The sequence below is a fragment of the Streptosporangium lutulentum genome, assembly GCF_030811455.1.
Lineage (GTDB): Bacteria > Actinomycetota > Actinomycetes > Streptosporangiales > Streptosporangiaceae > Streptosporangium > Streptosporangium lutulentum.
In genome coordinates, this window is sequence record NZ_JAUSQU010000001.1 from 2,540,400 (window position 1) to 2,563,241 (window position 22,842).

Genomic DNA, 22,842 nt, shown 5'->3' on the forward strand with positions numbered 1-22,842 from the left:
CCGTAGACTACGAATGGATCCATTACAAGGTGGGGGAGATGAAGTCCACGACCGGCCCGATACCGGGAATCACTCGCGTCGACCACTTCGGGGTCACCGTTCCCGACCTCGACGAGGCGCGCGCGTTCTTCGTCGACGTCCTCGGCTGCGAGTACATGTACACGCTCGGCCCCTTCCAGCACGACGACCGCTGGATGAGCGAGCACCTCAACGTCGCCGACAGCACGGTGATGCGGCGGCTCGACTTCTACCGCCTCGCCGGGCAGGCGATCTTCGAGGTGTTCGAGTACGAAGCCGCCGAGCGCAGCCTGACGCCGCCGCGCAACAGCGACGTGGGCGGCCATCATGTCGCGCTGTACGTCGAGGATCTGGACGCCGCCGTCGATCATCTGCGCGGCCTGGGCTTGACGGTCTTCGGTGAGCCGACCGCGAGCAGGGGACCGAGCGAGGGCCAGCGGTGGATCTACTTCCTCGCACCGTGGGGAATGCAGTTTGAGCTAGTGTCCTATCCGGGTGGGAAGGCATTCGACAACGCGCGCCGCGGGCAGGCCCCCACGAGGGGATGATCGGTGTATGTCCGAGGTTGACGAGGGATCGGGTAGCACGGTCGCCAGTCACCGCATCGCGGAGACCGTCCGCGAGCGCATCCTGTCGGGCCGGCTCAAACCCGGGACCCGCATCCTGCAGGACGAGCTCGCCGAAGAGCTGAACGCGAGCCGCCTGCCGGTCCGTGAGGCCCTGCGCATTCTGCAGTCACGTGGTCTGGTGACGCTGAGGTCCAACCGCGGTGCCTGGGTCACGTCCCTGGACCAGCGCGACTGCGAGCTGAACTACAAGATCCGCGAGCGGCTCGAACCGCTGCTCCTGGCCGAGAGCATGCGCGCGCTCACGGCGGACGACATCGAGGAGCTGTCCGGCATCCAAGATCGCATCGAGGCCACGGAGGACGTCGAGGAGTTCCTCCGCCTCGACCGCCAGTTGCACTGGGCGAGCTACCGGCGGCACGACGCCCAGGAGCTGGCGGCGATCATCGCCCGCCTGTGGGACACGACGCAGCACTACAGGCGGGCGTACACCAAGCTCGCCGGCCGAGACCAGCGCTGGATCATCAACTCCGAGCACCGGCTTCTGATCGCGGCCATCGGCCACAAGGACACCGAGATGGCGCAGCGCATCCTCGCCATGCACATCAGCCGCACCCAGCGCGAACTCAGCCTGCATCCGGACATCTTCGCCTCATGAGCGACGATCGGCGCCGGCCGTGGATGAACGCCTGAGACCCGCCCCCGGAAACGCGTCGGCCGACCCACACTGGCCGGTTGAGCGCACCTGACGTTTCTGTGCGACTCGGGCGGGCTCGATCTTGCGCCGAGCCCGCCGCTTCGGCTCCAACCCGGTCATGCTCGCGTGTCGTGATCGGGCTCACCCGATGGGGTGAACGCCTTTGCGGCGCGTGCCAGGAGCGTTTGGGCCGGATCGGTGTCGTGTCGTCAGCGCTGGTGGGTGAGCAGGCCCGGCCGGTAGGGCAGGAGGCCGTAGTCGCCGCCGGAGCTGGGGCTGCGTCCCTGGTAGAGCAGTTGCAGGTTGCAGGGGTCGATGGTCATGGTCTGGTCGGCGTTGGTGCGCAGCAGTTCGCCGTGGCTGATGTCGTTGGTCCAGGTGGCGCCGCTGTTGGCCTTGCCGGCGAAAGGGTTGCTCTCGGTGGCGGCCTGGGGGGTCCAGGAGCCGTTCAGGCTGGTGGCGGTGAAGGAGCGGAAGTAGCGGCCCTGCGAGCCGATCGCCTCGACGATCATGAGGTATCGGTTCTGGCCCTGAAGCTTGTAGACCTGGACGGCTTCGAACAGGTTGTTGGTGGTGTCGCTCATGATCACGGTCGAGGTGGAGCCGAAGCTGCCCGGGAAGTTCCCGATGGGCATGCCGGCCCGGTAGATCTTGCCGTTGTCGCCGGCGAAGAACAGGTACATGGTGGTGCTGTCACCGATGAGTGCCTGGTCGATGGGTCCGGTTCCGGAGCCGGAGATGCTTCCGGAGAAGAGGGTTTGTGGCGATGACCAGCCGTTGGGGTTGGTGGGGTCGCTGGAGGTTTTGTAGGAGAAGGCGGGGCCGCCCCATTGGTAGGCCAGTACCCAGGTGTTTTTGGGGGCGAAGTAGAACAGTGAGGGTGCCACCGTGGCGGCTGACATGGTGTTTTGAGTGGCTGAGGCCATTTCAGGCCAGGTGGTGAACAGGCTGAAGTTCATCGAGCCCCAGCTTGTTCCGGTGTTGTGTGTGGTGGCGTAGACCAGTTGCCTGCCGTTGTAGGGGGCGACGGTGAAGTCTTTGAGTGAGACCCATCCGGATTTGGGGGTTGCCAGCGGGCCGGTGGAGGTCCAGCGGTAGCTGGAGGGAAGAGCGCAGTTACCGCTCGGGGGCGGGGTCGTTCCGTTGCCGACTTGGATGAGTTGCCATTGCTGGTTGCCGCCACCCCAGTCGTCGTACTGGACGATGTTGGCGCCGTCGGCGGTGGAGGCGCCCTGCACCTCCAGGGCCTTGTCGCTGTTGCGGTTGATCAGGCGGATGTAGCCGCTGTCGGAGTCGGCCGGTCGCCACTGCTGGTTGGTGCCGTTGAGGTCGGCCCATTGCACGATCGCGCCGCCGTTGGCGGTGGAGAAGTTGTGAACGTCCAGGACCTTGCCGGAGTGGCGGGACTTGACGCGGTAGTAGCCGCCGCCGGAGTCGACGAACTGCCACTGTTGCTGGTTGCCGTTGTTGCGGGCCCATTGGGTGATGCGGGCGCCGTCGTTGGTGGCGAGGTTGTAGACGTCCAGGGCCTTGCCGCTGGTGCGGTTGACCAGCACGTACCAGGCGTTGGTGTCGACGGTCGCCGCGGTCGCGGAGGAGGTGGTGACGGTGAGCAGGGCGCCGGTGAGCACGAACGACGCGATGGCGGCGATCAGCACGCGCAGGCGATTTCGTCTGGGGGGTCGCATGGTTCTCCCTTCAAGAACTTGTTAGCGTTAACATTTTGATCATGAAGTTGTCCGGAAGGTGGCGTACTGCCGGGGGGAAACACATCCAACGCTCCTGAGCCGATCAGAGATCAGGTGTAGGCCGCCCAAAATTGTTATCGTTAACATTTGAGGCTCCAGATCTCCATGGCCTGCTTCTGAGGGGATGATGTCGCGGAGTACATCCGACTGGCCGATCGGTGTCAACGAGCTACGGCCCGCGCTGACCTGGTATTACCGTCGACCCGCTTCCCTGCCTGGACGTTCGTCCGAAGGGAGATCATCCAACGGCGCCCGCGCGGGTGAAAGTTTCACCGGCGTCACGACTCGGCAGCCGCGGATTTCCAGCCGAATCCGGCTGATTTTCGTGACCGGCCGATCTCGTCTCCGCCGCGCGGTTCGAGGGTCCGCCGCGCGGCGGTAGACGATCGTCAGCGTTTGACGCCGAGGGCGTCCGGCGCGGCCAAGGCTCTCTTCGGGCCTTGGCCGCCGTTCTTCTCTGGCATGAACCACTCGTGTCGGGTGCCGTCCGAGGCGAGGTACATGAGGTTGCCGCCCGGTTCGGGGACGTCGAACCGTTCGTGGCAGCTGTCAGGAAGCGACCGGGAGCCGCTCAGTGACCGGCGGCCGTGGCGCGTTCCTGGGCCAGGCGTTCCTCCCCCGACAGGGTGTTGAGCGGCTTCTCCTTGATGAACAGCACCGCCACCAGCGCGAGCGCGGTGAGCGGAACGCCGATGAGGAACAGGTCCGCCGTGGCGGTCGCGTACACGTCCTGGATGACGCGGACGACGGGAGCGGGCAGCTTGGAGATGTCGGGTACGGCGTGGCTGTCGCCGCCACCGGCGGCCATCGGGCCGAGCTTCTCCTCCATGAGCGTCGTGATCCGGTTGGCCAACACCGCGCCCAGCGCACTGACGCCGACCGCGCCGCCCATGCTGCGGAAGAAGGTCAGCACCGAGGTGGTGACGCCGAGGTCGTGGGCGGGCACGTCGTTCTGGGCGGCGAGGACCAGGTTCTGCATCAGCATGCCCACGCCGATGCCGAGCACGGCCATGTAGACGCCGAGCATCACCGTGCTGGTCTGGCCGTCGATGGTGCTGAGCATGCCCATCCCGGCGAGCATGACGACACCGCCGGCCACCAGGAAGCCCTTCCAGCGGCCCCACTTGGTGATGAGCTGACCCGCCACGGTGGAAGAGATCAGCAGACCGAACACCATCGGAAGGCTCATCAGGCCGGCGACCGTCGGGGATTTGCCGAGCGCCACCTGAAAGTACTGGGACAGGAAGACCGTACCGCCGAACATGGCCACGCCGACCAGCACGCTGGCTATGGTGGCCAGGGCGACGGTGCGGTTCTTGAAGATGGCCAGGGGGATGATCGGCTCGGGCACCCGCGACTCCACCCAGACGGCCAGCGCGAGGACGACCACACCGCCGACGACGAGCACGGCGGTCTGCCAGGAGCCCCACGCGAACTGGTTGCCCGCCAGCGACGACCAGATCAGCAGGGTGGACACGCCCACCGTGATGAGCAGGGCGCCGAGATAGTCGATCTTGACTTCCTTGCGCACCACCGGCAGGTCGAGGGTGCGCTGCAGCAGGACGATGGCCAGGATCGTGAACGGCACGCCGAGCAGGAAGCACCAGCGCCAGCCGAGCCAGGAGGTGTCCACGAGCACGCCGCCGATGAGCGGGCCCGCGACGGTGCCGACGCCGAACACGGCGCCGAAGATGCCGGCGTAGCGGCCGAGCTCACGCGGCGGGATCAGGGCGGCCATCACGATCATGGCCAGCGCGGTCATGCCGCCGGCGCCGACGCCTTGGACGACACGGCTGACGATGAGGATCTCCACGTTCGGGGTGAGGCCCGCGATCAGCGAGCCCACCACGAACAGCCCCAGCGAGAGCTGGATCAGCAACTTCTTGTTGTACAGGTCGGCCATCTTGCCCCAGAGCGGCACCGTGGCCGTCATGGCCAGAAGTTCCGTGGTGACGATCCAGGTGTAGACGGTCTGCGAACCCTGCAGGTCGGTGATGATGCGCGGGAGGGCGTTGGCCACAACGGTCGAGGCGAGGATGGACACGAACATGCCCACCATCAGCCCCGATAAGGCCTGCAGAACTTTTCTCCTGGACGTGGGCGCCGCGGCCACGGGCTCAGGCTGCGCGCTGGTAGATGTCATCTTTCCTCGTTCTCTCAGACAGGGATCCGCGCTGCGGCAGCGCAGGCTCAACAAAAAACGTTTACGGGGACGATCGAAAAGAGGGTGACCGGTGCGGTCACGGATTGGGCAGACCGGCCGCGAGCTGGGAAAAGGCCTCGTCGACCAGGTCGGCCAGCGATGGGCTGCCGTCTGCGGCGCTCCAGCGGATCATCGCCACCCGGAAGGCCGCCATGGCCGCCGCGGTGGCCAGTTCGGGATAGCCGCTCGTGCCTGGCTCGACGCCGACCCGGCGGGCGACGGCGGACGTCAGGACGCGTTCGGTCTCGGTTCCGCCGACAACGAGACGCGGGAGTAGCGATGGGTTCTGCTTGAACACCTTCAACCGCAGCAGCCATTGCTCGCGCTGTTCCTGGACGTGCCCGGCCTCGATCCGGGACATCAGCCGCAGCGCCTCCAGGACCGGCACGTCCGAGGGCAGGGCCTCCAGCCTCTCGCGCAGTTCGGTGGCGGACGCCGGGCTCGGGCCGATGAGCGCGTCCTCCTTGGACGGGAAGTAGTTGAAGAACGTGCGTGAGGAGACGTCCACGGCCTCGGCGATGTCCTCCACCGTGACCCCCGCCAGGCCACGCTCGGCCACCAGTGTCAGGGCGGCATGCTCCAGCGCCGCACGGGTCTCGAGCTTCTTGCGGTGCCTCCGTCCGAGCTCGTCAGCGTTGTCCACGATGGTCACGATATCGAGGGTAGAGATGAACTTTCGCAATCTGCAATGTTTCAGTATCTGAAGTGCGGTAGATCACACATGGGGCTTTGGGTACCGCACCTGTCCGAGCTGGGCCTCTTCACCGTTGAGACGTGTCGGCGGGCGTCCGGGTGTCGTCCGCGCGAAGGTGGACGACACCCGGACAGCTCGGCCGCGGCGGTGGTAAGGCCGGGCCGGTCATCGCCGGCCGGACTCCTCGACGGACTTGAGCACGGTGTCGGCGATCGAACGCGGGTCGACGCCGAAGTGCTCGCGTACGGACTCCCGGGTGCCGGAGAGGCCGAACCCGTCGGTGCCGAGGGAGGTCCACGGCCGGTCGATCCACGGGCTGATCTGATCCGGCACGGCGCGCATCCAGTCGCTGACCGCGATCACCGGGCCCTCGGTCCCGGCCAGGGCCTGCTGGAGGTACGGCACTCCGGTGGAGGTCATCGCGTCACGGCGCAGCTCGCTCCACGAGGTGACCGACCAGACGTCGACGCCCACGCCGTACTCCTCCTGGAGCAGCCGCTGCGCGGCCAGCGCCCAGTGGATCGCGGTGCCGCTGGCGAGCAGATGGGCCTGGCCGCCGCCGGAGGAGTACCGGTAGATGCCCTTGAGGATGCCCTCGCGCACGCCCTCGGGCATCGCGGGCTGGGGAAGCGGCTCGTTGTAGAGGGTGAGGTAGTAGAAGACGTCCTCGCCGTCGGGCCCGTACATGCGCCGGAGCCCTTCGCGCACGATCTCCGCGACCTCGTAGCCGAAGGCGGGGTCGTAGGCGAGACACGCGGGGTTGGCGGAGGCGAGCAGCTGGGAGTGCCCGTCGGCGTGCTGCAGCCCTTCGCCGGTCATCGTGGTCCGTCCCGCGGTGGCACCGATCAGGAATCCGCGGCCGAGCTGGTCGGCCAGCGCCCACATCTGGTCGCCGGTCCGCTGCCAGCCGAACATCGAGTAGAAGATGTAGAACGGGATCATGGCCTCGCCGTGGGTGGCGTAGCTGGAGGCGGCGGCGGTGAACGACGCCATCGATCCCGCCTCGGTGATGCCCTCGATCAGGAGCTGGCCGTCGACCGCCTCCTGGTAGGACAGTAGCAGGTCCCGGTCGACCGACTCGTAACGCTGGCCCAGCGGCGAGTAGATCTTGGCGGTGGGGAACAGCGACTCCATGCCGAAGGTCCTGGCCTCGTCGGGCACGATGGGCACCCAGCGGCGCCCGGTCTCCGGCTCCTTCATGAGGTCCTTGACCAGGCGGACGAAGGCCATCGTGGTGGCCACCGGCTGCTTGGACCCCTTCTTCAGGGACTGGAACGGCCGCTCGGCCGGCGCCGGCAGCGGCCGGTGGGAGACGGTTCGGCTGGGGATGGGCCCGCCCAGGGCGCGGCGGCGCTCGGCCACGTAGCGGACCTCGGGCGAGTCGGCCCCGGGGTGCAGGTACGGCGGCAGGTCCGCGTCGAGTGCCTCGTCCGGCACCGGCAGCCCGAGCCGGTCGCGCAGCGCCCGGAACTCGTCCTGGGTGAGTTTCTTCATCTGGTGGTTGGCGTTGCGCGCCTCCACGCCGGCCCCGAGCGTCCACCCCTTGACGGTCTGCACGAGGATCACCGTCGGCGCGCCGTGGTGGTCGAGGGCCCGGCGGTAGGCGGCGTGCACCTTGCGCGGCTCGTGGCCGGCCCGCGAGCCGCCGACGATGCGCCGCAGGTCCTCGTCGGAGTACGGCACGTCCAGCCCGTGGAACAGATGCTGCCTGATGTAGTCTCCGGTCGAGGTGGCGAAGGTCTGGAACTGCCCGTCCGGCATCTCGCTCAGCCGGGACACCAGCTCGTCCGAGCCGAGCAGCCCGTCCCATTCGGCGCCCCACAGCGCCTTGACGACGTGCCAGCCCGCGCCCCTGAAGACGCCTTCGAGCTCCTGCACGATGCGGGTGTTGCCGCGCACCGGCCCGTCGAGCCGCTGCAGGTTGCAGTTGATCACGAAGGTCAGGTTGTCCAGCCCTTCGCGGGCGGCCAGGGTGATGGCCGCCGTGGACTCCGGCTCGTCCATCTCGCCGTCGCCGAGGAAGGCCCATACGTGGCTGAGCGAGGTGTCCTTGATACCGCGGTTGTGCAGGTAGCGGTTGAACCTGGCCTGGTAGATCGCGTTGAGCGGCCCGAGGCCCATGGACACCGTGGGGAACTGCCAGAACTCGCGCATGCTCCGCGGGTGCGGGTACGACGGCAGCCCGCCCTCGGGCTCGCGCCGGAACAGGTCGAGCTGGCCCTCGGTCAGCCGTCCCTCCAGGAACGCGCGGGCGTAGATGCCCGGGGACGCGTGGCCCTGGAAGTACACCTGGTCATGACCGCCGTGGAAGAAATGGTTGAACCCGACCTCGTACAGCCAGGCGGCCGAGGCATAGGTGGCCAGATGGCCGCCGAGCCCGAGCCGGCTGCCCCTGGTGATCATCGCCGCCGCGTTCCACCGGTCGTAGGCCGCGATCCGCTCCTCCAGTTCGAGGTCACCGGGGTAGCCGGGCTCCTCCGACGTCGGCACGGTGTTGATATATCGGCTGCTTGTGGCCAGCCGCTTCAGCAGGTATTCGGCCCGTTCTGGGCCTGCCGCCCGGCGGACCGCCTCCAGCGATTCCAGCCACTCCGCGGTCTCCTGCGGGTCAATATCCTTCTCCATATCACCATTAAACACCCAATGATCGATCATTGGGTGTTTGTGTCTGACATCATGTGATCTGTGAAACCTGTTGTGCGGTTCCCGCTTCGTGATCAGATCCGGCAGGCCGTACTCGACGGCCTGATCAGCGGCCGGTGGGGGCCCGGTGACCGCGTGGTGGAACGGCGCATGGCGGCGGAGCTGGGCGTCAGCCAGGCTCCGGTGCGCGAGGCGTTGCGCGAGCTGGAGGCGCTCCGGCTCGTCGAGTCGTCGCCGAACAAGGGCGCGCGGATCCGCCGGCTCACCGCGACCGACCTGCGCGAGATCTACGAGGTGCGGGCGGGCCTGGAGGAGACGGCCGTGCGGCTGCGTCCCCCGTCCGTCGAGGCGCTGCGGGTCCACCTCGCCGGCCTGCACCGGGCCGCGGCCGCCTCCTCCATGGTCGACCAGGTACGCCACGGCGTCGCGTTCCACCGCGAGATCGTCGAGGCCTCGGGCAACGACGTGCTCCTGGCGGTGTGGGAGTCACTCGGCATCGAGGTGTGGACTCACCTGTCGATCCGGCTGTTCCGGATGCGGCCTTGCGAGAACGCCGCCGACCACGAGCCGCTCATGACGGCGTTCGAACGCAGGGACCCCGACGCGGGGTCCCTGCTCCGCGACCACATCCTCGGCTACGCCCCGCTCAACTGATCACATCCGGTCTCCGATCCTCGATCTCGGTACGGATGTCGCCAGAGGTCATGGCGTGGCTCCGGTGAGCTGGGCGTGAAGACGCTTGCACTCGTGGACGAAACGGGTCTTCCGATGGCTGCGCGCGAACTCGGCGACGACCGGGACCTCCCCGCGCGCGCCGGTCCAGCGTGCCACGTCGGCGGCGAAGGCGACGAGTTCGGCGTGGGTCACGGTGACGCGCCGCCCCTCGCCCGGCAACATCCCGGGCAGCAGAGCGCGCAGGACGCGCCACACCTCGTGGTGGCCGCCGGCGTCGGCCAGCTCGGTCAGGGCCGCGATGGCGGGGCGGGTCTCCCGCCAGGTGCGGCGCAGCACCAGCGCGAGCTGACGGCCGATCGCCTCGGCGGGCAGGTCGCCTCTGGCCGCCATCCGCAGGACCACCGGGATCGTCCCGGGCACGCCGCTCCCCAGCAGGAAAGCGATGATCACCGCCGTCGCCTCGCCCACGGGGCCGTCGCAGGCGGCCAGGCGGGAGAGTTCCGCCGGGGTCACGCTCGCGTACCAGCGGTCGCGGAGCACGAACGGCAGCATGTTCACGGCCACCACCTCGCGGTGCGAGGGCAGCATGGCCGGCCACCCGCCGATCCCGCTGCCCAGGCCCTCGTCCGACCAGTCGAACGGCTGCCGCAGCAGCACCTCGTCGATCAGTTCGTCGCCGGTGGGCGTGGCCCGTAGCACCGGTGTCAGGCGGACCTCGGTGAAGTGCTCGGGTTCGCCGTCGCCGAACTCGACCATGGACGCGTCCACCATGTGGGTCCACTGGAGACCGCACTCCGGGTCGGGCAAACCCTGCCCGGCCAGCCATTCGGCCGCCGTGCGCGCCGCCGCGGAATCGGTCTTCGCGGCCCGGTCGGCGGCGGCCGGGTGGCTGCCCCGGGGCAGCCGCAGCAGCGCCTGTGTCAGATCGGCCCGCAGCGGTTCCACGCCCGCGGCGGCGCACGTCTCCAGCCGGTCGACCAGCACGTCGGGATCGAGGTGGCCGGTCATCCACGTCGGCGTGGCCAGCAGCACCGGCGGCAGCGTGCCGGCGCGCAGGGCCCCGTACAGCTCCGCGTAGCGGTTGGCGAGGAAGTCGGACGGCGGCGAGAGACGGTTCGGTTGCGGGAGCCGGTGCCGCCGCCGCCACTCGTGCAGGGGAGGAAGCGGCTGGGGCTGGAAGGAGCGCAACCGGGGTGGGACGAAGCCGACGGTGACCGCCACGAGCGGCTCGTCCGGGCCGGGCGGAGGCACCGGCAGGCCCTTCCGCATGGCCGTGATCCGGTCGGGGTTCACCCCCAGGTCGGCCATGCGCTCGTAGGCACGACGCAGGCCGTGCCGTGGCATGGCCGCCACCGAGTCGTCGTAGAGGACTCCGGGCTCCACCGGACGGCGCTCGCGGTGAGCCGGGCCGGCGTCGTCGAAGTCCTCATACTCCTCGGAGCCGGTGTCCGGTGCCCGGTCGTCATCGGAGGGCTGTCCGTACAGGTAGACCCGGCCGTTGGCGAAGGGGATCGGACGGCCGGCCTCGACGGCCACGGCCCCGGCCGGGCCGTCGTCGCTGGTCCAGGTGATGAAGATGACGCGGAGCGGGGTGTCGTCGTCGAGGTAGCGGCCGGGGCGCCAGCCGCCTACCACCGTGATCCGCCGTTTCGGCGGCTCCAGCTCGATCTCCTCGCCACGGGCGACGGGGCGGACCGAGATCGAGTGACTCGGGTCGTCCCAGAACTTCTCCGGGCCGACAGGGGGGATCTCCGGCAGGGTGCCGGGCACGACGAGCTCCTCGGCCAGCACGGCCTGCCATTCGTCGGGGCCGGCGATCTCATCCCTGTCCCGCCGGTGTCGCGTCTGCTGCTCGATGGAGGGCCCCAGCCTGCGGCGCAGGTTCGTGCGGTTCTCCGCGACCCCGGCGACGAACGCCGCCATCCAGCGTTCCCAGCCGATCCACCGCTCGTGGTGGTTCGGGGAGATCGACGGCTCGGGGAAACGCTCCAGTGGGGGCACCTCGGGCAGCGGCGGGAACTCCTTGGCCTCGATCGGCTCCTCGACGGGCCTCTCCCCGCCGAACCGGGCGGCGAGCCTGGCGCCCATGTCGGCGGGGAGCTGGGGGATCGCGTCGAGGATCGCCCCGGTGTGATCGGCGAACAGCTCGGCGTGCTTCAGGGTGAGCTCCGCCGCGCGGTTGCGCACGTCGAAGGACTTGTGCGCGTACGCGGTGGTCAGCGCGGTCACGAAATCGGCGGCCGCCTCGGGCGTGGCCCGGATCGCCTGGTCGAGCCAGCGCAGGCCCGTGGCGGCGAGCTTGGCCTCGTCCCGGAAGGTGAGCGCGTCGACCGCCTCGACCAGGTCGGCGTGGTCGAGTGGCATCGCCCCGCGCACCTGACCGGCGGCCAGCTCGGCGACCGTGCCCGGAGCCGACGGCAGCAATCGCAGGTAGTCGCGCAGGCGGGGCGCGGACTCCGCGGGCGTGGGGTCGAGGAGCAGGTGTAGCCGGACGAAGAACCGCAGGTCCTGCGCCTCGCCGCCGCGCAGGAAACGGCTCACGCAACCGTCGAGCACCTGCTCCCTGGGCAGCTCGCGGGCGGCGGCGGCCAGCCAGCGGGTCGGCCGGGGCTCCAGCCGCTCGTCACGGAGGGCGCGGCCCGCGCCGTCGGCGTCGAAGACACGGGGCAGCAGCACGGGGGTCAGCGGGTCAGCGGCCACGCTCGGCGCGGCCAGCCAGGCGGCCACCAGCGGGTCGTGGTCGGGCGGCACGGCGCCGGACTCACGCAGCAGCGCCACGGCCAGCGGCGCGATGCGGTCGGCGGGACGGCGCACCCGCCGGGCCAGCCGGACCGCGACATCACGACGCCACTCCCGGGGGCGGGTGGCCACCACCCGGCACACCTGGGCGACGTCGGGGTCCTCGGCCCAGCGGCGGTTGACGTCGCGGCCGGTCATCCACGTCACCGCGGCCGCCGGGCCGGTGATGACGCCGACACCGGTCAGCAGCAGCGCGCCTGCCAGTTCGTCGAGCAGGTCACCGACCTCCCAGGAGGCCATCTCCTCGAAGTCGTCGGGATGATGGGCGCGCACCTGCTCGGTGCGGACACGGCGCAGCTCCTTGACGAGGCCGGGCAACCGCCCGCCCAGCTCGGCGCGCTCCTCCTCGGTGAGCGTGACCAGCCGGTCGGCCAGGCGGGTGACCTGGTTGCGGGTGACCAGGTCACAGATCTCCGTCCAGAGCGTCATCGGGAGACCTCCACGGCGGCGCGGGCGACGATCCGGGCGGCCGGCACGTGGACACAGGCCGGGAACGACTCGAACCGCGACCGGTCTCCGTCGCACGTCACCACCGGGTCGCGCACCCAGCCGGGCCGCGCCTGCGGCTGGTGGTGGGCCGGCGCCACGTCGGCGACGCCGGGCAGGGCCGCCGCGGCGGGGGCCGCCCGGGTCACCACGCCGCTGAGGAACCGGGGGGCCACGGCCGGACGGGACAGGGCCCGCCCGCCGGAGGCCGCCGATCCGAGACGACCGTCGACAAGGGGGGAGGGCGCGGCGTACGTGTACGCCTGCGTCGCTGGAGTCATGGCCGGGACATTAGATCACCCGACCGACAAACCGGCGCGGCGGATCTCGCCGCCTGCCCTTCGCCGTCTCCGGTCTCCGGGACGAGTCGTCCGGCATCGGGTGACACGCGGTTTCGACGGTCCAGCGCGACCGCGAAATCCGGAACCGGCTGCAAGACTGAGCCGGTGACGCAGATGGACACCCAGGTGGCCGTACTGGGCAACGGTCCGGTGGGACAGACCGCCGCACTGTTGCTGGCCCGGTGGGGCGTCTCCGTCATGCTGCTGGATCAGCGCCCGCACCGCGACGCGGCCGGCTCCAAGGCGATCGTCCAGCAGCGCGACGTGCTCGACATCTGGGAAGCCGTCGGTGCGGGACGGCGCATCGCGGACGAGGGACTGACCTGGACCACCTCCCGCACCTTCTACCGTGACCGCGAGCTGTTCGGCTACGGTCACGCCGAGGCCGGCCCGCCCGCGTTCCCCCCGTTCGTCAACATCTCCCAGAGCCGCACCGAGCAACTCCTCGACGAGCACATCACCGCCCAGCCACTGATCGAGGCGCGCTGGGACCATCGCGTCACCGCCGTCGTCCAGGACGGCGGCGGCGTGACGGTGACGTGCCGGACCGCCTCCGGCGAGGTCGGCGTGCGCGCCGCCTACGCGCTGGCCTGCGCCGGCGCGAAGGGCGAGGACGTACGCCGGATGCTCGGCGTGCGCTTTGACGGGCACTCCTTCGACGACCGGTTCCTGATCTGCGACATCCGTACCGACCTGCCCGACTGGGCCACCGAGCGGCGTTTCTACTTCGACCCGCCGTGGAATCCCGGCCGCCAGGTGCTCATCCACCCCTGCCCGGACTCGACGTTCCGCATCGACTGGCAGGTCCCCGCCGACTACGACGAGCGCTCCGAGACGGACAGGGGTGCCCGTGACGCCAGGATCCGCGCCATCATCGGCGACCGGCCCTACGAGGTGGTGTGGAGCTCGGTCTACCGCTTCCACTCCCGCCTCGTCGATCGAATGCGCGTCGGCCGGGTCCTGCTCGCCGGGGATCTCGCGCACCTGTTCTCCCCCTTCGGCGCCCGCGGCCTGAACTCCGGCGTGCAGGACGCCGAGAACGCCGCCTGGAAGCTCGCGTTCGTGCTCAACGGCTGGGCCGGGGAGGCGCTGCTCGACAGCTACCACGCCGAACGGCACGCCGCGGCGCTGGAGAACCTCGACGTCACCACCGCCACCATGCGTTTCCTGGTGCCCGGTGACGAGGACGGTCACCGCCATCGCCTCTCCACACTGGAAGCGGCCCACGTCGACCCGGAGGCGCGCGCCGCGGTCGACTCGGGCCGCCTGGCCGAGCCGTTCTGGTATGTGGACTCGCCGCTGACGACCCCCGACCCCACCCGGCCGTTCACCGGTCGACCGCCCCGGGGCGCGACGCCGGCCCCGGTCCCCGGCGTGATCCTCCCCGATGCGCCCGTCTCGATCACCGGCAGCCCCGCGACCCGGTTACGCGAGGTGGCGCGCGACGGATTCCTGCTGCTGGCCGCCGGCGACGTCGACGCGGAGGCCGTCCTCAAGGCCGCGCGTCGGGCCACCTCGGCCCCCGTACGTCTGCTGTGCCTCACGGGTGCCCTCGACGCGAGGCCCGGGGAGGTGTGGGTCATCAGGCCTGACGCACACATCGCGGCGGTGGCGGCCGGCCCCGCATCGGTCGCCGCGGCGCTGCGAAGGGCACTGGGCTTGTGAGGTGGATGAAGGGGATCGACGCCGTGCATGCGGGTCAGCGGTGCCGTTCACGTCGAGCATCGGAATCGTTTCCTGTGGGTGCGGGTGGATGAAGTCCACTTATTAATCTACATTGTAAAGGCATCGGGTTGGATTCAAGATCATTTACATTGGAAGTCGGCCAACGGGGTGACCGCGACCTTCGCAGACGGCACCACCGCGCACGGTGACCTGCTTGTCGGCGCCGACGGGCTGCGCTCGGCCGCCCGCACGATCATCGACCCGAAGGCGCCGGCGCCGCGGTACGTGCCGCTGCTCAACGCGGGCGGGTACGCCAAGGGCCTGCGGCTCGACGCCGAGCCCGGCCACATGCACATGGTCTTCGGGCGGTCGATCTTCTACTCCTACGTCGCGCACCCGAACGGCGACGTGTGGTGGTTCGCGAACCCGCGCCAGCCACGTGAGCTGTCGAAGGCCGAGCTGGCCGCGATCCCGTGGCGGTCGCGCATGCTCGAGCTGTTCGAGAAGGAGAACGGCATCGCTCGCGACCTGGTCAGCGCGTCGGAGGAGCTCTTCGCCGGCTGGAACACCTACGACTTCCCGAAGGTGCCGACGTGGCACCGCGACCGGATGGTGATCATCGGGGACGCCGCGCACGCCACCTCACCCGCGTCGGGTCAGGGCGCCTCGATGGCGATCGAGGACGCCGTGACCCTCGCGAGGTGCCTGCGCGACGCCACCGGCGTGCCCGACGCGTTCGCCAGGTACGAGTCGCTGCGCCGCAAGCGGGTCGAACGCGTGGTGGCGCAAGGGAAGCGCAACGGCGACGGCAAGTCGCTCGGGCCGGTCATGCGGCACGTGCTGCCGATGGTCTTCAAGCTGTTCAAGCCGAGCGAGTCCGGTACGGACTGGCTGTACGGGCACCGCATCGACTGGGACGCACCGGTTCCTCAGTCCTGAGAGGTGGTCGCGTGCGAGCGGCGGCGGTTGGCGGCTGGGAACACGTTCGGGAGGAGGAGGCCCGGTCGGCGGGCGAGAGTGGCTGCCCGTCGGCGAGGCGACCTTCAGCTTGGGATGGCGCGAGGAAAAGTCACGACAAGGGCTTGACGTTGACCCTGGGTCAGGGTTCGAGGGTTGTGGCATGAACGCGCTTGAACAGGGTGCGAATCGCTGCGGAGACCGCGCGAGGACCCTCGGCGTCGAGCGCGTCACCAAGCGGAGTCGAGCGCCACAAAGCGAAAAGGGGAATGGAATGTCACACGAGACGCTGTCCGAGTTCGTCGAGGCGACGGCCACGAAGTTCGGCATCCCCGGCGTTGCCGTCGGGGTGTGGGCGGACGGTCAGGAGATTTACGCGTGCCACGGCGTGACGAGCGTCGACAACCCGCTGCCCGTTGACCGGGAGACGCTGTACGAGCTGGGCTCGATCACGAAGACCTATACCGCGACCGCGCTGATGCGCCTGGTCGCGGAGGGGCGGATCGAGCTGGACGCGCCGGTGCGCCGCTATGTTCCCGAGCTCACGCTCGCGGACGAGCGGGCCGCGGCCGAGGTCACCGTGTTGAACCTGCTCAACCACACCGCGGGGCTGGGCTGGGGGGTCATCGTCGACACCGGTGAGGGGGACGACGCCCTGGCCGGTTATGTGGCGAAGATGGCCGAGTTGGAGCTGATCGCGCCGCCCGGCGCCCGGGCCTCCTACAGCCAGGCGGGCTACAACCTGGCCGGGCGGGTCATCGAGGAGGTCACGGGCCTGACGTACGAGCGGGCCGTCGCCTCGCTCGTCTTGGAGCCGCTGGGGTTGTCGCACAGTTTCTTCACACCTGGAGATGTCATGACCCGGCGGTTCGCCGTGGGGCACAACCCCGGCGAGGACGGAACGCCGTCCGTCGCGCGGCTGTGGAAGCGCTGGCGCGGCAACAATCCCGGCGGCGGCCTCATGTCCTCGGTGGCAGACCAGATTCGCTGGGCCCGGTTCCATCTCGGTGACGGCCGCGCCGAGAGCGGTGAGCGTGTTCTGCCCGCTGAGGCGCTGCACCGGATGAAGCAGCGGACCGTGGAGTTGCGTGGCAGCACGCTCGGCGACGCCTTCGGCATCTGCTGGTTCCTGCGCGGGGTGGACGGCGTCCGCACCGTCGGGCACGGCGGGTCGGCCAACGGCCAGTTCGCCGAACTGCTCACCGTGCCGGAACGCGATTTCGCCGTCGTCTCGTTGTCCAACGCCGGCCCCGACGGCATCCCCTTCAACCAGGCCGTCGTCCGCTGGGCGCTCGAGCACTACCTGGGGGTGGTCGACCGCGACCCGGAGCCGTTGCCCTATGACCCGGCGCGGGCTCGGGAGCTCGTCGGCAGGTACGAGACCGACGCCATGACGCTCACCATCGGCACGGACGGGGCAGGGCTGACGCTCGGGGCCGGGATCAAACCGGAGATCCGGGCTGCGTCGGACAGCGAACTACCCCCGGACTACCCGCCGGCCGCCATGGGCCTGCTGCCCGGCGACGGCGACGAGTACATCATCACGGAAGGCGGCTTGAAGGGGCAGCGCGGCTTCTTCACCCGCGCCGGGAGCGCGGTCGTGGGAATCGACCTGGCCGGCCGGACGGCCAACCGGGTCGCGTCGGGCTGATGGGCGAAGCCCGGTATCCGGTCACGCACGGCCGGGACCTCAAGCGTCGCTTCCGGGTTCTCGGACGGGCCCCGAACGAGACGGCCATCCGGTCAATCGGCCGACCCCCGAGGGGCTCCCATCCGCGTGGATCGCCGAGGCGATCGGCACACCGGCAGGGACGAACCCGCGCCGGCGGCGTGCACGCGGGCTACCTGTGGGCCTGAAGGCCGTGCTTCGCCGCGGTACCCGCTGGCATGATGAACGTCTTGGGCGGCGAGCTGGTCGAAGGGAAACCAAAGCACATGATCACCATCGGCCGGCTCGCCGACTACGCGGGCGTGACCATCAAGGCCATCCGCCACTACCACCAGCGTGGCCTGCTCGCCGAGCCGCCGCGCGACTCGTCGGGCTACCGGCGCTACAGCGCCCAGCACGCCATCGACCTCGTCAAGATCAAAACGCTCGCCGAGGCCGGAGTGCCGCTCGCCCGCATCAACGAGCTGCTCGCCGCCGACCCCGACCGATTCGCCGCGGCGATCGCCGAGATCGACCGAAACCTGCGGGCACGAGCCGAGGAACTCCTCCGCGCCCGCGAGCGGATCGCCCGGCTCAACGCCGGTGACCGGCTGTTCGTCTCCGCCGAGGTCGCCGACTACCTCGAGCGACTGCATGAGCTCGGCGTCAGCCGGCGCACCGTGCAGGTGGAACGCGACGGCTGGATCCTGCTGCAGTCGGTCTCGCCGGACGAGGCGGCCATCTGGATCGCCGACAAACGCGACGCGATCGGCGATCCGGAGTTTCGCGCCATCTACCTCGGCTACGACGCGGCGTTCGACTGGTCCCCGGACGACCCGCGCCTCTCCACGCTGGCCGATCGCACCCAACGGTGGATCGCCAACCGGCACGGCACCTCCGAGGACGGAGAGCAGCCGGTCCAGAGCCCGGCCATCACCCAGCTGGTCACGACGTCGGCCTCGCCGGCCTGGAACCGGCTCACCGAGATCATCAAAGGGCGCGAGGCGGGCGGGTGAACCCGCGTGGCACCTCCTTCCACGTCTTGATCACCGGCTGGGTGCCTCGCGGCCGCATCAGACGCGGCGGCACGCCCGCCGGCGTCAGAACACCTCCTTGAGGAGCGTGTCCAGCACCTTCGGGAACGCCGCCAGGTCGGGTGCGGCGTCCCCGTAGGTGATCGAGGCGGTCAGGGTCTTCTTGCCGTCGGGCGTGCCGTACATCGCCGACACGTAGCCCCCCGCGGTGCTGCCGTTGTGATGGAGGACGATGCCGCGGTCCGGGCCCAGGTCCTGCACGGACACCCCCAGGCCGTAGACGAGGGCACCGCTCTCGGGATGCGGCTTGCGCATCTCGGCCAGCAGCCGGGCCGGCAGGAGCTTGCCGCTGTTCAGCGCGGAGAAGAACGTGTGGAGGTCCTGGGTGGTCGAGATCATGTCACCGGCGGCGGCCACCATGGAGGGGTTCTGGCGGGTGACGTCGATCACCTTCCACTGGTCGGCGGCGTCTTGGTAGCGGTGGTAGCCGTGGGCGTGCGGCCCGGGGAGCTCCGGCGAGGCGCCCGGCAGCACGGTGCCTCGCAGCTTGAGCGGATCCAGGATCCGCCGCTTCATCTCCTCGGCGATCGAGTGGCCGGTGACCTTCTCGATCAGCAGCTGGGCCAGCGTGTAGTTGGTGTTGGAGTAGCTCCAGCTCGCCCCCGGCTCGAACCGCGCCGGCCTGGACAACGCGAACCGCACCAGCTCCTCCGGCTGATAGGTCTTGAACCGGTTGTCCACCCACTCCTGGCCCCCCGCGGGGATCCCCGGCTCGACCGTCCCGTCAGGGCGGAACTCGCCGGTGTAGGCGTACAACCCGCTGGTGTGCTGCAGCAGCATCCGCACCGTGATCCGCCGGTCCAGCTTGAACTCGGGCAGGTGGTCGGCCACCGGGGCGTCCAGTCCGATCTCGCCGTCGGCCACCAGTTGCAACACCACGGTCGCGACGAAGGTCTTGGTGCTGCTGCCCACCCGGAAGTGCCCGTCCGTCGGCGGCTTGGCGGTCTCGCCCAGCTTGCGCACCCCGGCGCTGCCGACCCACTCGCCCCGCTCATCGTTCACGCGCATCTGCACCCCGGCGAAACCGAGATCGACGACCGCCTGGATGGCCTTCTGCAGCTCCGGGCGGTCCTGTCCGGCAGCGGCCTTCGGCGTGGCCGTGCTGCCTGCCGTGGCCGAAGCGGGCGCGGCCGCCGGCGCTGTGACCGCCACCGGCCGGGAGACCTGTGGCGTCCGGGCGCCGGTGTTCTCGGTGGTGTGGAGGGATTCATTCATGGTCGTTCCTCAATTCGCGACAGTACGTGTTTTGCTCAGATCGAACGCTATGTTGCGTTCATAATTTCGTCAATTAATGGAAATAGATTTTCCCAGGTAAATGCTGATAAATTGGTGCAATGACGCTGGGTTCGAATGCAACGAAGAGTTGCAATGGGTGACGGCGAAGGCAATACTGACGGCATGCCAGGAGGACGATTGACCCAGCAGGACCGCCAGCGCATCGCGGCCGGACTCACCGACGGACTCTCCTACGCCGAGATCGCCAGGCGGCTCGACCGGCCGACCTCGACGATCACCCGGGAGATCACACGCAACGGCGGCCCCGCCGGCTACCGGCCCCAGCAGGCACACCAGGCGACGATCCAGCGAGCTCGGCGCGGCACGCCGGCACCCCCGCGCGCGGACACACCGCCGGACGGCCTGGCGGAAGAGGAACTCCTCGAAAGGGCGATCAGAGCGGGGATGCCGACGATAACCGCGCGCGTGCACCACGACCTGATGCTGTCCGAGGACGGCAGGCGCACCGCGGCCGAGCTGACCCACAGGCTGAAGGTCAGCCCGGCCTCCGTCTCCGTGGCCGTGAACTACCTGCTCCAGCAGGGATTCGTCCGGCGCGAGCGCGATCCGCAGCGGCGTCGCGACATCTACGTGATCGACGACGACGCCTGGTACCACGCGATCATGATCAGTGAGCGGCAGACACTCGAGTCGGCGCGGGCCGCGATGGCGGCGGCCGAGAACTACGGGCTCGACAGCCCCGTGGGGCAGCGGCTGGCCAAGACGGCGGCGTACCTGGAACGCGTCAGCCTGGACATCATGGAATCGGCCGACCGCTGGCGCCCCCTCCTGAGGTGACGGGACTCAGCGACCCGCCCAGACGGCCGAAGAGCTCGCGGGCAGGCTGTACCGGACCGGGGATGTCAGGAGCCGCGTGGGGCCACCAGGCCGGATTCGTAGGCGAGGACCACGAGTTGGGCACGGTCACGGGCATGGAGCTTGGTCATGGCCCGGTTGATGTGGGTTTTCGCGGTCAGTGAGCTGATCACCATGCGGTCGGCGATCTGGTCGTTGGACAGGCCCTGCGCGACCAGGACCACGGCCTCGCGCTCGCGGTTGGTCAGCTCTTCCAGCCCCGTGCCGGCGCCGGTGCCGAGCGGCTGGGTGATGTACCGGTCGATCAGTTTGCGGGTGATCGACGGGGCGAGCAGCGCGTCACCGCGTGCGGCGACGCGTACGGCGTGCAGGAAGTCTTCTGGCACGATGTCTTTGACCAGGAATCCGGCGGCGCCGGCGCGCAGCGCGTTGAAGACGTATTCGTCCAAGCCGTAGTTGGTCAGGATGACGACGTGCACCCCGGCCAGGGCCGGGTCCGCGGCGATGCGCCGGGTCGCCTCGATGCCGTCCATGACCGGCATCTGGATATCGAGGAGCGCGACGTCGGGCAGGTGCTCCCTGGCCAGAGCCAGACCCGCCTTCCCGTCGGCGGCCTCCGCCACCACCTCGATGTCGTCTTCGAGGTCGAGGAGCGCGCGGAATCCGCTGCGCAGGAGCGACTGGTCGTCGACCAGCAGGACACGGATCATGACGTTCGGTCCACGGGAAGTTCGGCGTGGACGGTGAAGCCGCCCTCGCTGCGCGGTGCCGCCCGCAGGCGACCGCCGAGGGCGGTGACCCGCTCGCGCATCCCGAGCAGCCCGACGCCGGGCACGGTGGCGGTGTCCGGTGTGGCCCCGCCGTCGTCGTCGATACGTATCGCGAGGACGTCGGGACGGTAGTCGATCCGGACCGACGCCGTAGCCGCGGAGGCGTGACGGGCGATGTTGGTCAGCGACTCCTGAACGATCCGGTAAACGGTCCGGTCCACCGCGGCCGGCACGTCATGGCGTTGTCCCTCGATCGTCAACGTCGCGTCCAGGCCGGTCGTCCGAGCCCGTTCCACCAGTTCGGCGACGTGGTCGAGCCCACGCGGCGGGGTCGTGTCGTCATCGCGCAGCGCCTCCAGGGTCGCGCGCAGTTCCCGGGCCGCCTCACGACCGGCCTCCCTGATCGCCAGCAGGGCCTCCGGCACCTCTTCGCCCCGCTTGCGGGCCACGTGGACGGCGACTTCGGCCTGCACCTTGATGACGGAGATCTGGTGGGTGAGCGAATCATGTAACTCCCGCGCGATGTGCAGCCGCTCCTCGTCGGCACGGCGCCGCGCGGTCTCCTCCCGAGTGCGCTCGGCCTCGTCCGCCCGCCGCTCGGCCTGCCGCAGCGCTTCACCCGCGGCGCCGGCCGCGATCAGCCAGGCCAGTTCGAGGGCGCCCCGCGCCTGCGCGAACGCCGCGCCCGTGTCGTGCAGGCCCGAGGCCAGGGCCGCGAGGGGGAGAACGGCCAGCATGGTCACACTCGCCACCACCGTGACGGTGCGGTGGCCCGCCCGCACGGCCGCGTACACCGCGAACAGGTACGCGACGGCGGGCACGTCGAAACCGGCCGCCTGGTAACCCACCGCGCACAGCCCGGTGACAGCCAGGACGAGAACCGGAGCCCGGCGACGCGCGACCAGCCCCAGGCCGCCGGCCGCCAGCAGTGCGAAGCCGAACAGGTCGAGGTAGGTGGCGGAGTGCTGCCCGGACAGCCCGGTGACCAGCAGCGTCGCCGCCACGCCGACGGCGATCACCCAGTCTGTGACACCGGCCCGGACACGGAGCCGTCCTGTCCTCATGCGCGCACCCTAGCCGGATGTTCGCGCGGGCGAATCCCGCGCACGGATTATCGACGGACTACCGCACACGCGGTACTTCCGCGGCTCCTGCGGCGTCCGCGGCAGCCGGCTACGGCGTCGGCGGCAGCGCGAAATGCCCACCCCCGCCGGACGACCGGCGGCGGGTCCGGCAGACATGATCAGGCGGTGTCCCGTCGTAGGAGAAGAAGGAGCGCCTCATGTCCATCCGTCATCTGCTCGCCGCCGCCACACCGGCGACCGCGCACGTCCTGGCCCAGCCGGATCCCGTCAGTGCCTACGCCCTGACCGCCGGGCGTCTCTGGTCCCTGGTGGCCGCACTGCTGGGACTGGCCGGCGCGGTCGTCGGCGGGCTCGCTCTGGCCCGCTCCACCGGCCGCATCGGCACCGGAAACGGGCGAAGGGGAGCCGTCGTGGCCCTGGCGGCGGGGCTGGCCGGCGCGGTCGCCGGGGGGCTGGTCGTAGCCGCCGCCGACGGCGGCCCCGGCACCGGCTACGGAATAGTCGGGGGCTACCTGGCCCTGGCAGTGGGGCTGATCGCCATGGCCCTCGCCGGGCTCGCTCTGGCCCGTTCCCGCCGCGCCGGCTGACCGGCTGACGCAGCGAATACGAGCATGTGGACGGCACGGCGGCGAGCAGGGCGACCCCGAGCCGTCCGGTGAGGT

General features: G+C 69.9%; 18 protein-coding genes. 9 read left to right on the forward strand and 9 right to left on the reverse strand.

Going from position 1 to position 22,842, the window contains the following annotated elements; translation table 11 throughout:
- Positions 1–38 precede the first annotated feature (38 nt).
- Both J2853_RS10935 and J2853_RS10940 read left to right on the forward strand, forming a co-directional pair.
- Positions 39–566 carry a VOC family protein gene (locus tag J2853_RS10935; RefSeq protein ID WP_307556951.1) on the forward strand — a complete coding sequence of 176 codons (528 nt, stop codon included), beginning with the start codon at positions 39–41 and terminating at the stop codon, positions 564–566.
- Positions 567–573: 7 nt separating this feature from the next.
- Entirely contained in the window at positions 574–1,242 is a 669-nt protein-coding gene (locus tag J2853_RS10940; protein WP_307556953.1) for a GntR family transcriptional regulator, read from the forward strand.
- Positions 1,243–1,490: 248 nt separating this feature from the next.
- On the opposite strand, the gene J2853_RS10945 is transcribed toward J2853_RS10940, so the two are convergent.
- The 4 genes from J2853_RS10945 to aceE form a co-directional block, all read right to left on the reverse strand.
- Entirely contained in the window at positions 1,491–2,969 is a 1,479-nt protein-coding gene (locus tag J2853_RS10945) for a non-reducing end alpha-L-arabinofuranosidase family hydrolase (RefSeq protein ID WP_307556955.1), read from the reverse strand.
- Between the two features lie 631 nt (positions 2,970–3,600).
- Positions 3,601–5,172: an MDR family MFS transporter gene (locus J2853_RS10950; RefSeq protein WP_307556957.1), complete on the reverse strand. Its 1,572-nt coding sequence runs from the start codon at positions 5,170–5,172 to the stop codon at positions 3,601–3,603.
- Positions 5,173–5,269: 97 nt separating this feature from the next.
- Complete coding sequence (locus tag J2853_RS10955; protein WP_307556959.1) at positions 5,270–5,884, reverse strand: acyl-CoA-like ligand-binding transcription factor; 615 nt, start codon at positions 5,882–5,884, stop codon at positions 5,270–5,272.
- Positions 5,885–6,091: 207 nt separating this feature from the next.
- Positions 6,092–8,551 carry a pyruvate dehydrogenase (acetyl-transferring), homodimeric type gene (aceE, locus tag J2853_RS10960; RefSeq protein ID WP_307556961.1) on the reverse strand — a complete coding sequence of 820 codons (2,460 nt, stop codon included), beginning with the start codon at positions 8,549–8,551 and terminating at the stop codon, positions 6,092–6,094.
- A 60-nt stretch (positions 8,552–8,611) separates the two neighbouring features.
- Between aceE and J2853_RS10965 the strand changes: the two genes are divergently transcribed.
- Entirely contained in the window at positions 8,612–9,223 is a 612-nt protein-coding gene (locus J2853_RS10965) for a GntR family transcriptional regulator (protein ID WP_307556962.1), read from the forward strand.
- 48 nt (positions 9,224–9,271) lie between these two features.
- Here J2853_RS10965 and J2853_RS10970 read toward each other — a convergent pair whose 3' ends face one another.
- Together J2853_RS10970 and J2853_RS10975 are read right to left on the reverse strand one after the other, a co-directional pair.
- On the reverse strand, positions 9,272–12,472 hold the full coding sequence (locus J2853_RS10970) for a hypothetical protein (protein ID WP_307556964.1): 3,201 nt from the start codon (positions 12,470–12,472) through the stop codon (positions 9,272–9,274).
- Positions 12,469–12,810 carry a hypothetical protein gene (locus J2853_RS10975; RefSeq protein ID WP_307556966.1) on the reverse strand — a complete coding sequence of 114 codons (342 nt, stop codon included), beginning with the start codon at positions 12,808–12,810 and terminating at the stop codon, positions 12,469–12,471. The genes J2853_RS10970 and J2853_RS10975 overlap by 4 nt, the downstream gene beginning before the upstream one ends.
- Positions 12,811–12,984: 174 nt before the next feature.
- On the opposite strand from J2853_RS10975, the gene J2853_RS10980 reads away from it, so the two are divergent.
- The 4 genes from J2853_RS10980 to J2853_RS10995 all read left to right on the forward strand — a co-directional run bounded on the left by J2853_RS10980 (position 12,985) and on the right by J2853_RS10995 (position 18,156).
- On the forward strand, positions 12,985–14,535 hold the full coding sequence (locus tag J2853_RS10980) for an FAD-dependent monooxygenase (protein WP_307568648.1): 1,551 nt from the start codon (positions 12,985–12,987) through the stop codon (positions 14,533–14,535).
- A 168-nt stretch (positions 14,536–14,703) separates the two neighbouring features.
- A complete protein-coding gene (locus J2853_RS10985) occupies positions 14,704–15,474 on the forward strand; it encodes an FAD-dependent monooxygenase (RefSeq protein ID WP_307556968.1) in 771 nt (256 codons plus the stop codon).
- A 292-nt stretch (positions 15,475–15,766) separates the two neighbouring features.
- The gene (locus J2853_RS10990) at positions 15,767–17,143 is read left to right on the forward strand and encodes a serine hydrolase domain-containing protein (RefSeq protein WP_307556970.1); all 1,377 of its coding nucleotides are present in this window, start codon (positions 15,767–15,769) and stop codon (positions 17,141–17,143) included.
- A gap of 236 nt (positions 17,144–17,379) precedes the next feature.
- Positions 17,380–18,156, forward strand: a complete 777-nt coding sequence (locus tag J2853_RS10995; protein WP_307556971.1) for a MerR family transcriptional regulator — start codon at positions 17,380–17,382, stop codon at positions 18,154–18,156.
- Between the two features lie 84 nt (positions 18,157–18,240).
- Here the strand turns inward: J2853_RS10995 and J2853_RS11000 are convergent, their stop codons facing one another.
- Positions 18,241–19,449 carry a serine hydrolase domain-containing protein gene (locus J2853_RS11000; RefSeq protein ID WP_307556973.1) on the reverse strand — a complete coding sequence of 403 codons (1,209 nt, stop codon included), beginning with the start codon at positions 19,447–19,449 and terminating at the stop codon, positions 18,241–18,243.
- A gap of 198 nt (positions 19,450–19,647) precedes the next feature.
- Here J2853_RS11000 and J2853_RS11005 point away from each other — a divergent pair, with 198 nt between their 5' ends.
- Complete coding sequence (locus J2853_RS11005) at positions 19,648–20,307, forward strand: helix-turn-helix domain-containing protein (protein ID WP_307556974.1); 660 nt, start codon at positions 19,648–19,650, stop codon at positions 20,305–20,307.
- Positions 20,308–20,372: 65 nt separating this feature from the next.
- On the opposite strand, the gene J2853_RS11010 is transcribed toward J2853_RS11005, so the two are convergent.
- Positions 20,373–21,035 carry a response regulator gene (locus J2853_RS11010; RefSeq protein ID WP_307556976.1) on the reverse strand — a complete coding sequence of 221 codons (663 nt, stop codon included), beginning with the start codon at positions 21,033–21,035 and terminating at the stop codon, positions 20,373–20,375.
- Positions 21,032–22,159, reverse strand: a complete 1,128-nt coding sequence (locus tag J2853_RS11015) for a sensor histidine kinase (protein WP_307556978.1) — start codon at positions 22,157–22,159, stop codon at positions 21,032–21,034. The genes J2853_RS11010 and J2853_RS11015 overlap by 4 nt, the downstream gene beginning before the upstream one ends.
- Before the next feature lie 218 nt (positions 22,160–22,377).
- Here J2853_RS11015 and J2853_RS11020 point away from each other — a divergent pair, with 218 nt between their 5' ends.
- Positions 22,378–22,767, forward strand: a complete 390-nt coding sequence (locus tag J2853_RS11020) for a DUF6223 family protein (RefSeq protein ID WP_307556980.1) — start codon at positions 22,378–22,380, stop codon at positions 22,765–22,767.
- Positions 22,768–22,842: the final 75 nt, after the last annotated feature.

Coding starts and splice junctions, on each gene's coding strand:
- J2853_RS11000 (WP_307556973.1), bottom strand. CDS start 19,449: ATGAATGAATCCCTCCACACCACCGAGAACACCGGCGCCCGGACGCCA.
- J2853_RS10980 (WP_307568648.1), top strand. CDS start 12,985: ATGGACACCCAGGTGGCCGTACTGGGCAACGGTCCGGTGGGACAGACC.
- aceE (WP_307556961.1), bottom strand. CDS start 8,551: ATGGAGAAGGATATTGACCCGCAGGAGACCGCGGAGTGGCTGGAATCG.
- J2853_RS11010 (WP_307556976.1), bottom strand. CDS start 21,035: ATGATCCGTGTCCTGCTGGTCGACGACCAGTCGCTCCTGCGCAGCGGA.
- J2853_RS10970 (WP_307556964.1), bottom strand. CDS start 12,472: ATGACGCTCTGGACGGAGATCTGTGACCTGGTCACCCGCAACCAGGTC.
- J2853_RS11020 (WP_307556980.1), top strand. CDS start 22,378: ATGTCCATCCGTCATCTGCTCGCCGCCGCCACACCGGCGACCGCGCAC.
- J2853_RS10940 (WP_307556953.1), top strand. CDS start 574: ATGTCCGAGGTTGACGAGGGATCGGGTAGCACGGTCGCCAGTCACCGC.
- J2853_RS10935 (WP_307556951.1), top strand. CDS start 39: ATGAAGTCCACGACCGGCCCGATACCGGGAATCACTCGCGTCGACCAC.
- J2853_RS10990 (WP_307556970.1), top strand. CDS start 15,767: ATGTCACACGAGACGCTGTCCGAGTTCGTCGAGGCGACGGCCACGAAG.
- J2853_RS11015 (WP_307556978.1), bottom strand. CDS start 22,159: ATGAGGACAGGACGGCTCCGTGTCCGGGCCGGTGTCACAGACTGGGTG.
- J2853_RS10975 (WP_307556966.1), bottom strand. CDS start 12,810: ATGACTCCAGCGACGCAGGCGTACACGTACGCCGCGCCCTCCCCCCTT.
- J2853_RS10995 (WP_307556971.1), top strand. CDS start 17,380: ATGATGAACGTCTTGGGCGGCGAGCTGGTCGAAGGGAAACCAAAGCAC.
- J2853_RS10945 (WP_307556955.1), bottom strand. CDS start 2,969: ATGCGACCCCCCAGACGAAATCGCCTGCGCGTGCTGATCGCCGCCATC.
- J2853_RS10950 (WP_307556957.1), bottom strand. CDS start 5,172: ATGACATCTACCAGCGCGCAGCCTGAGCCCGTGGCCGCGGCGCCCACG.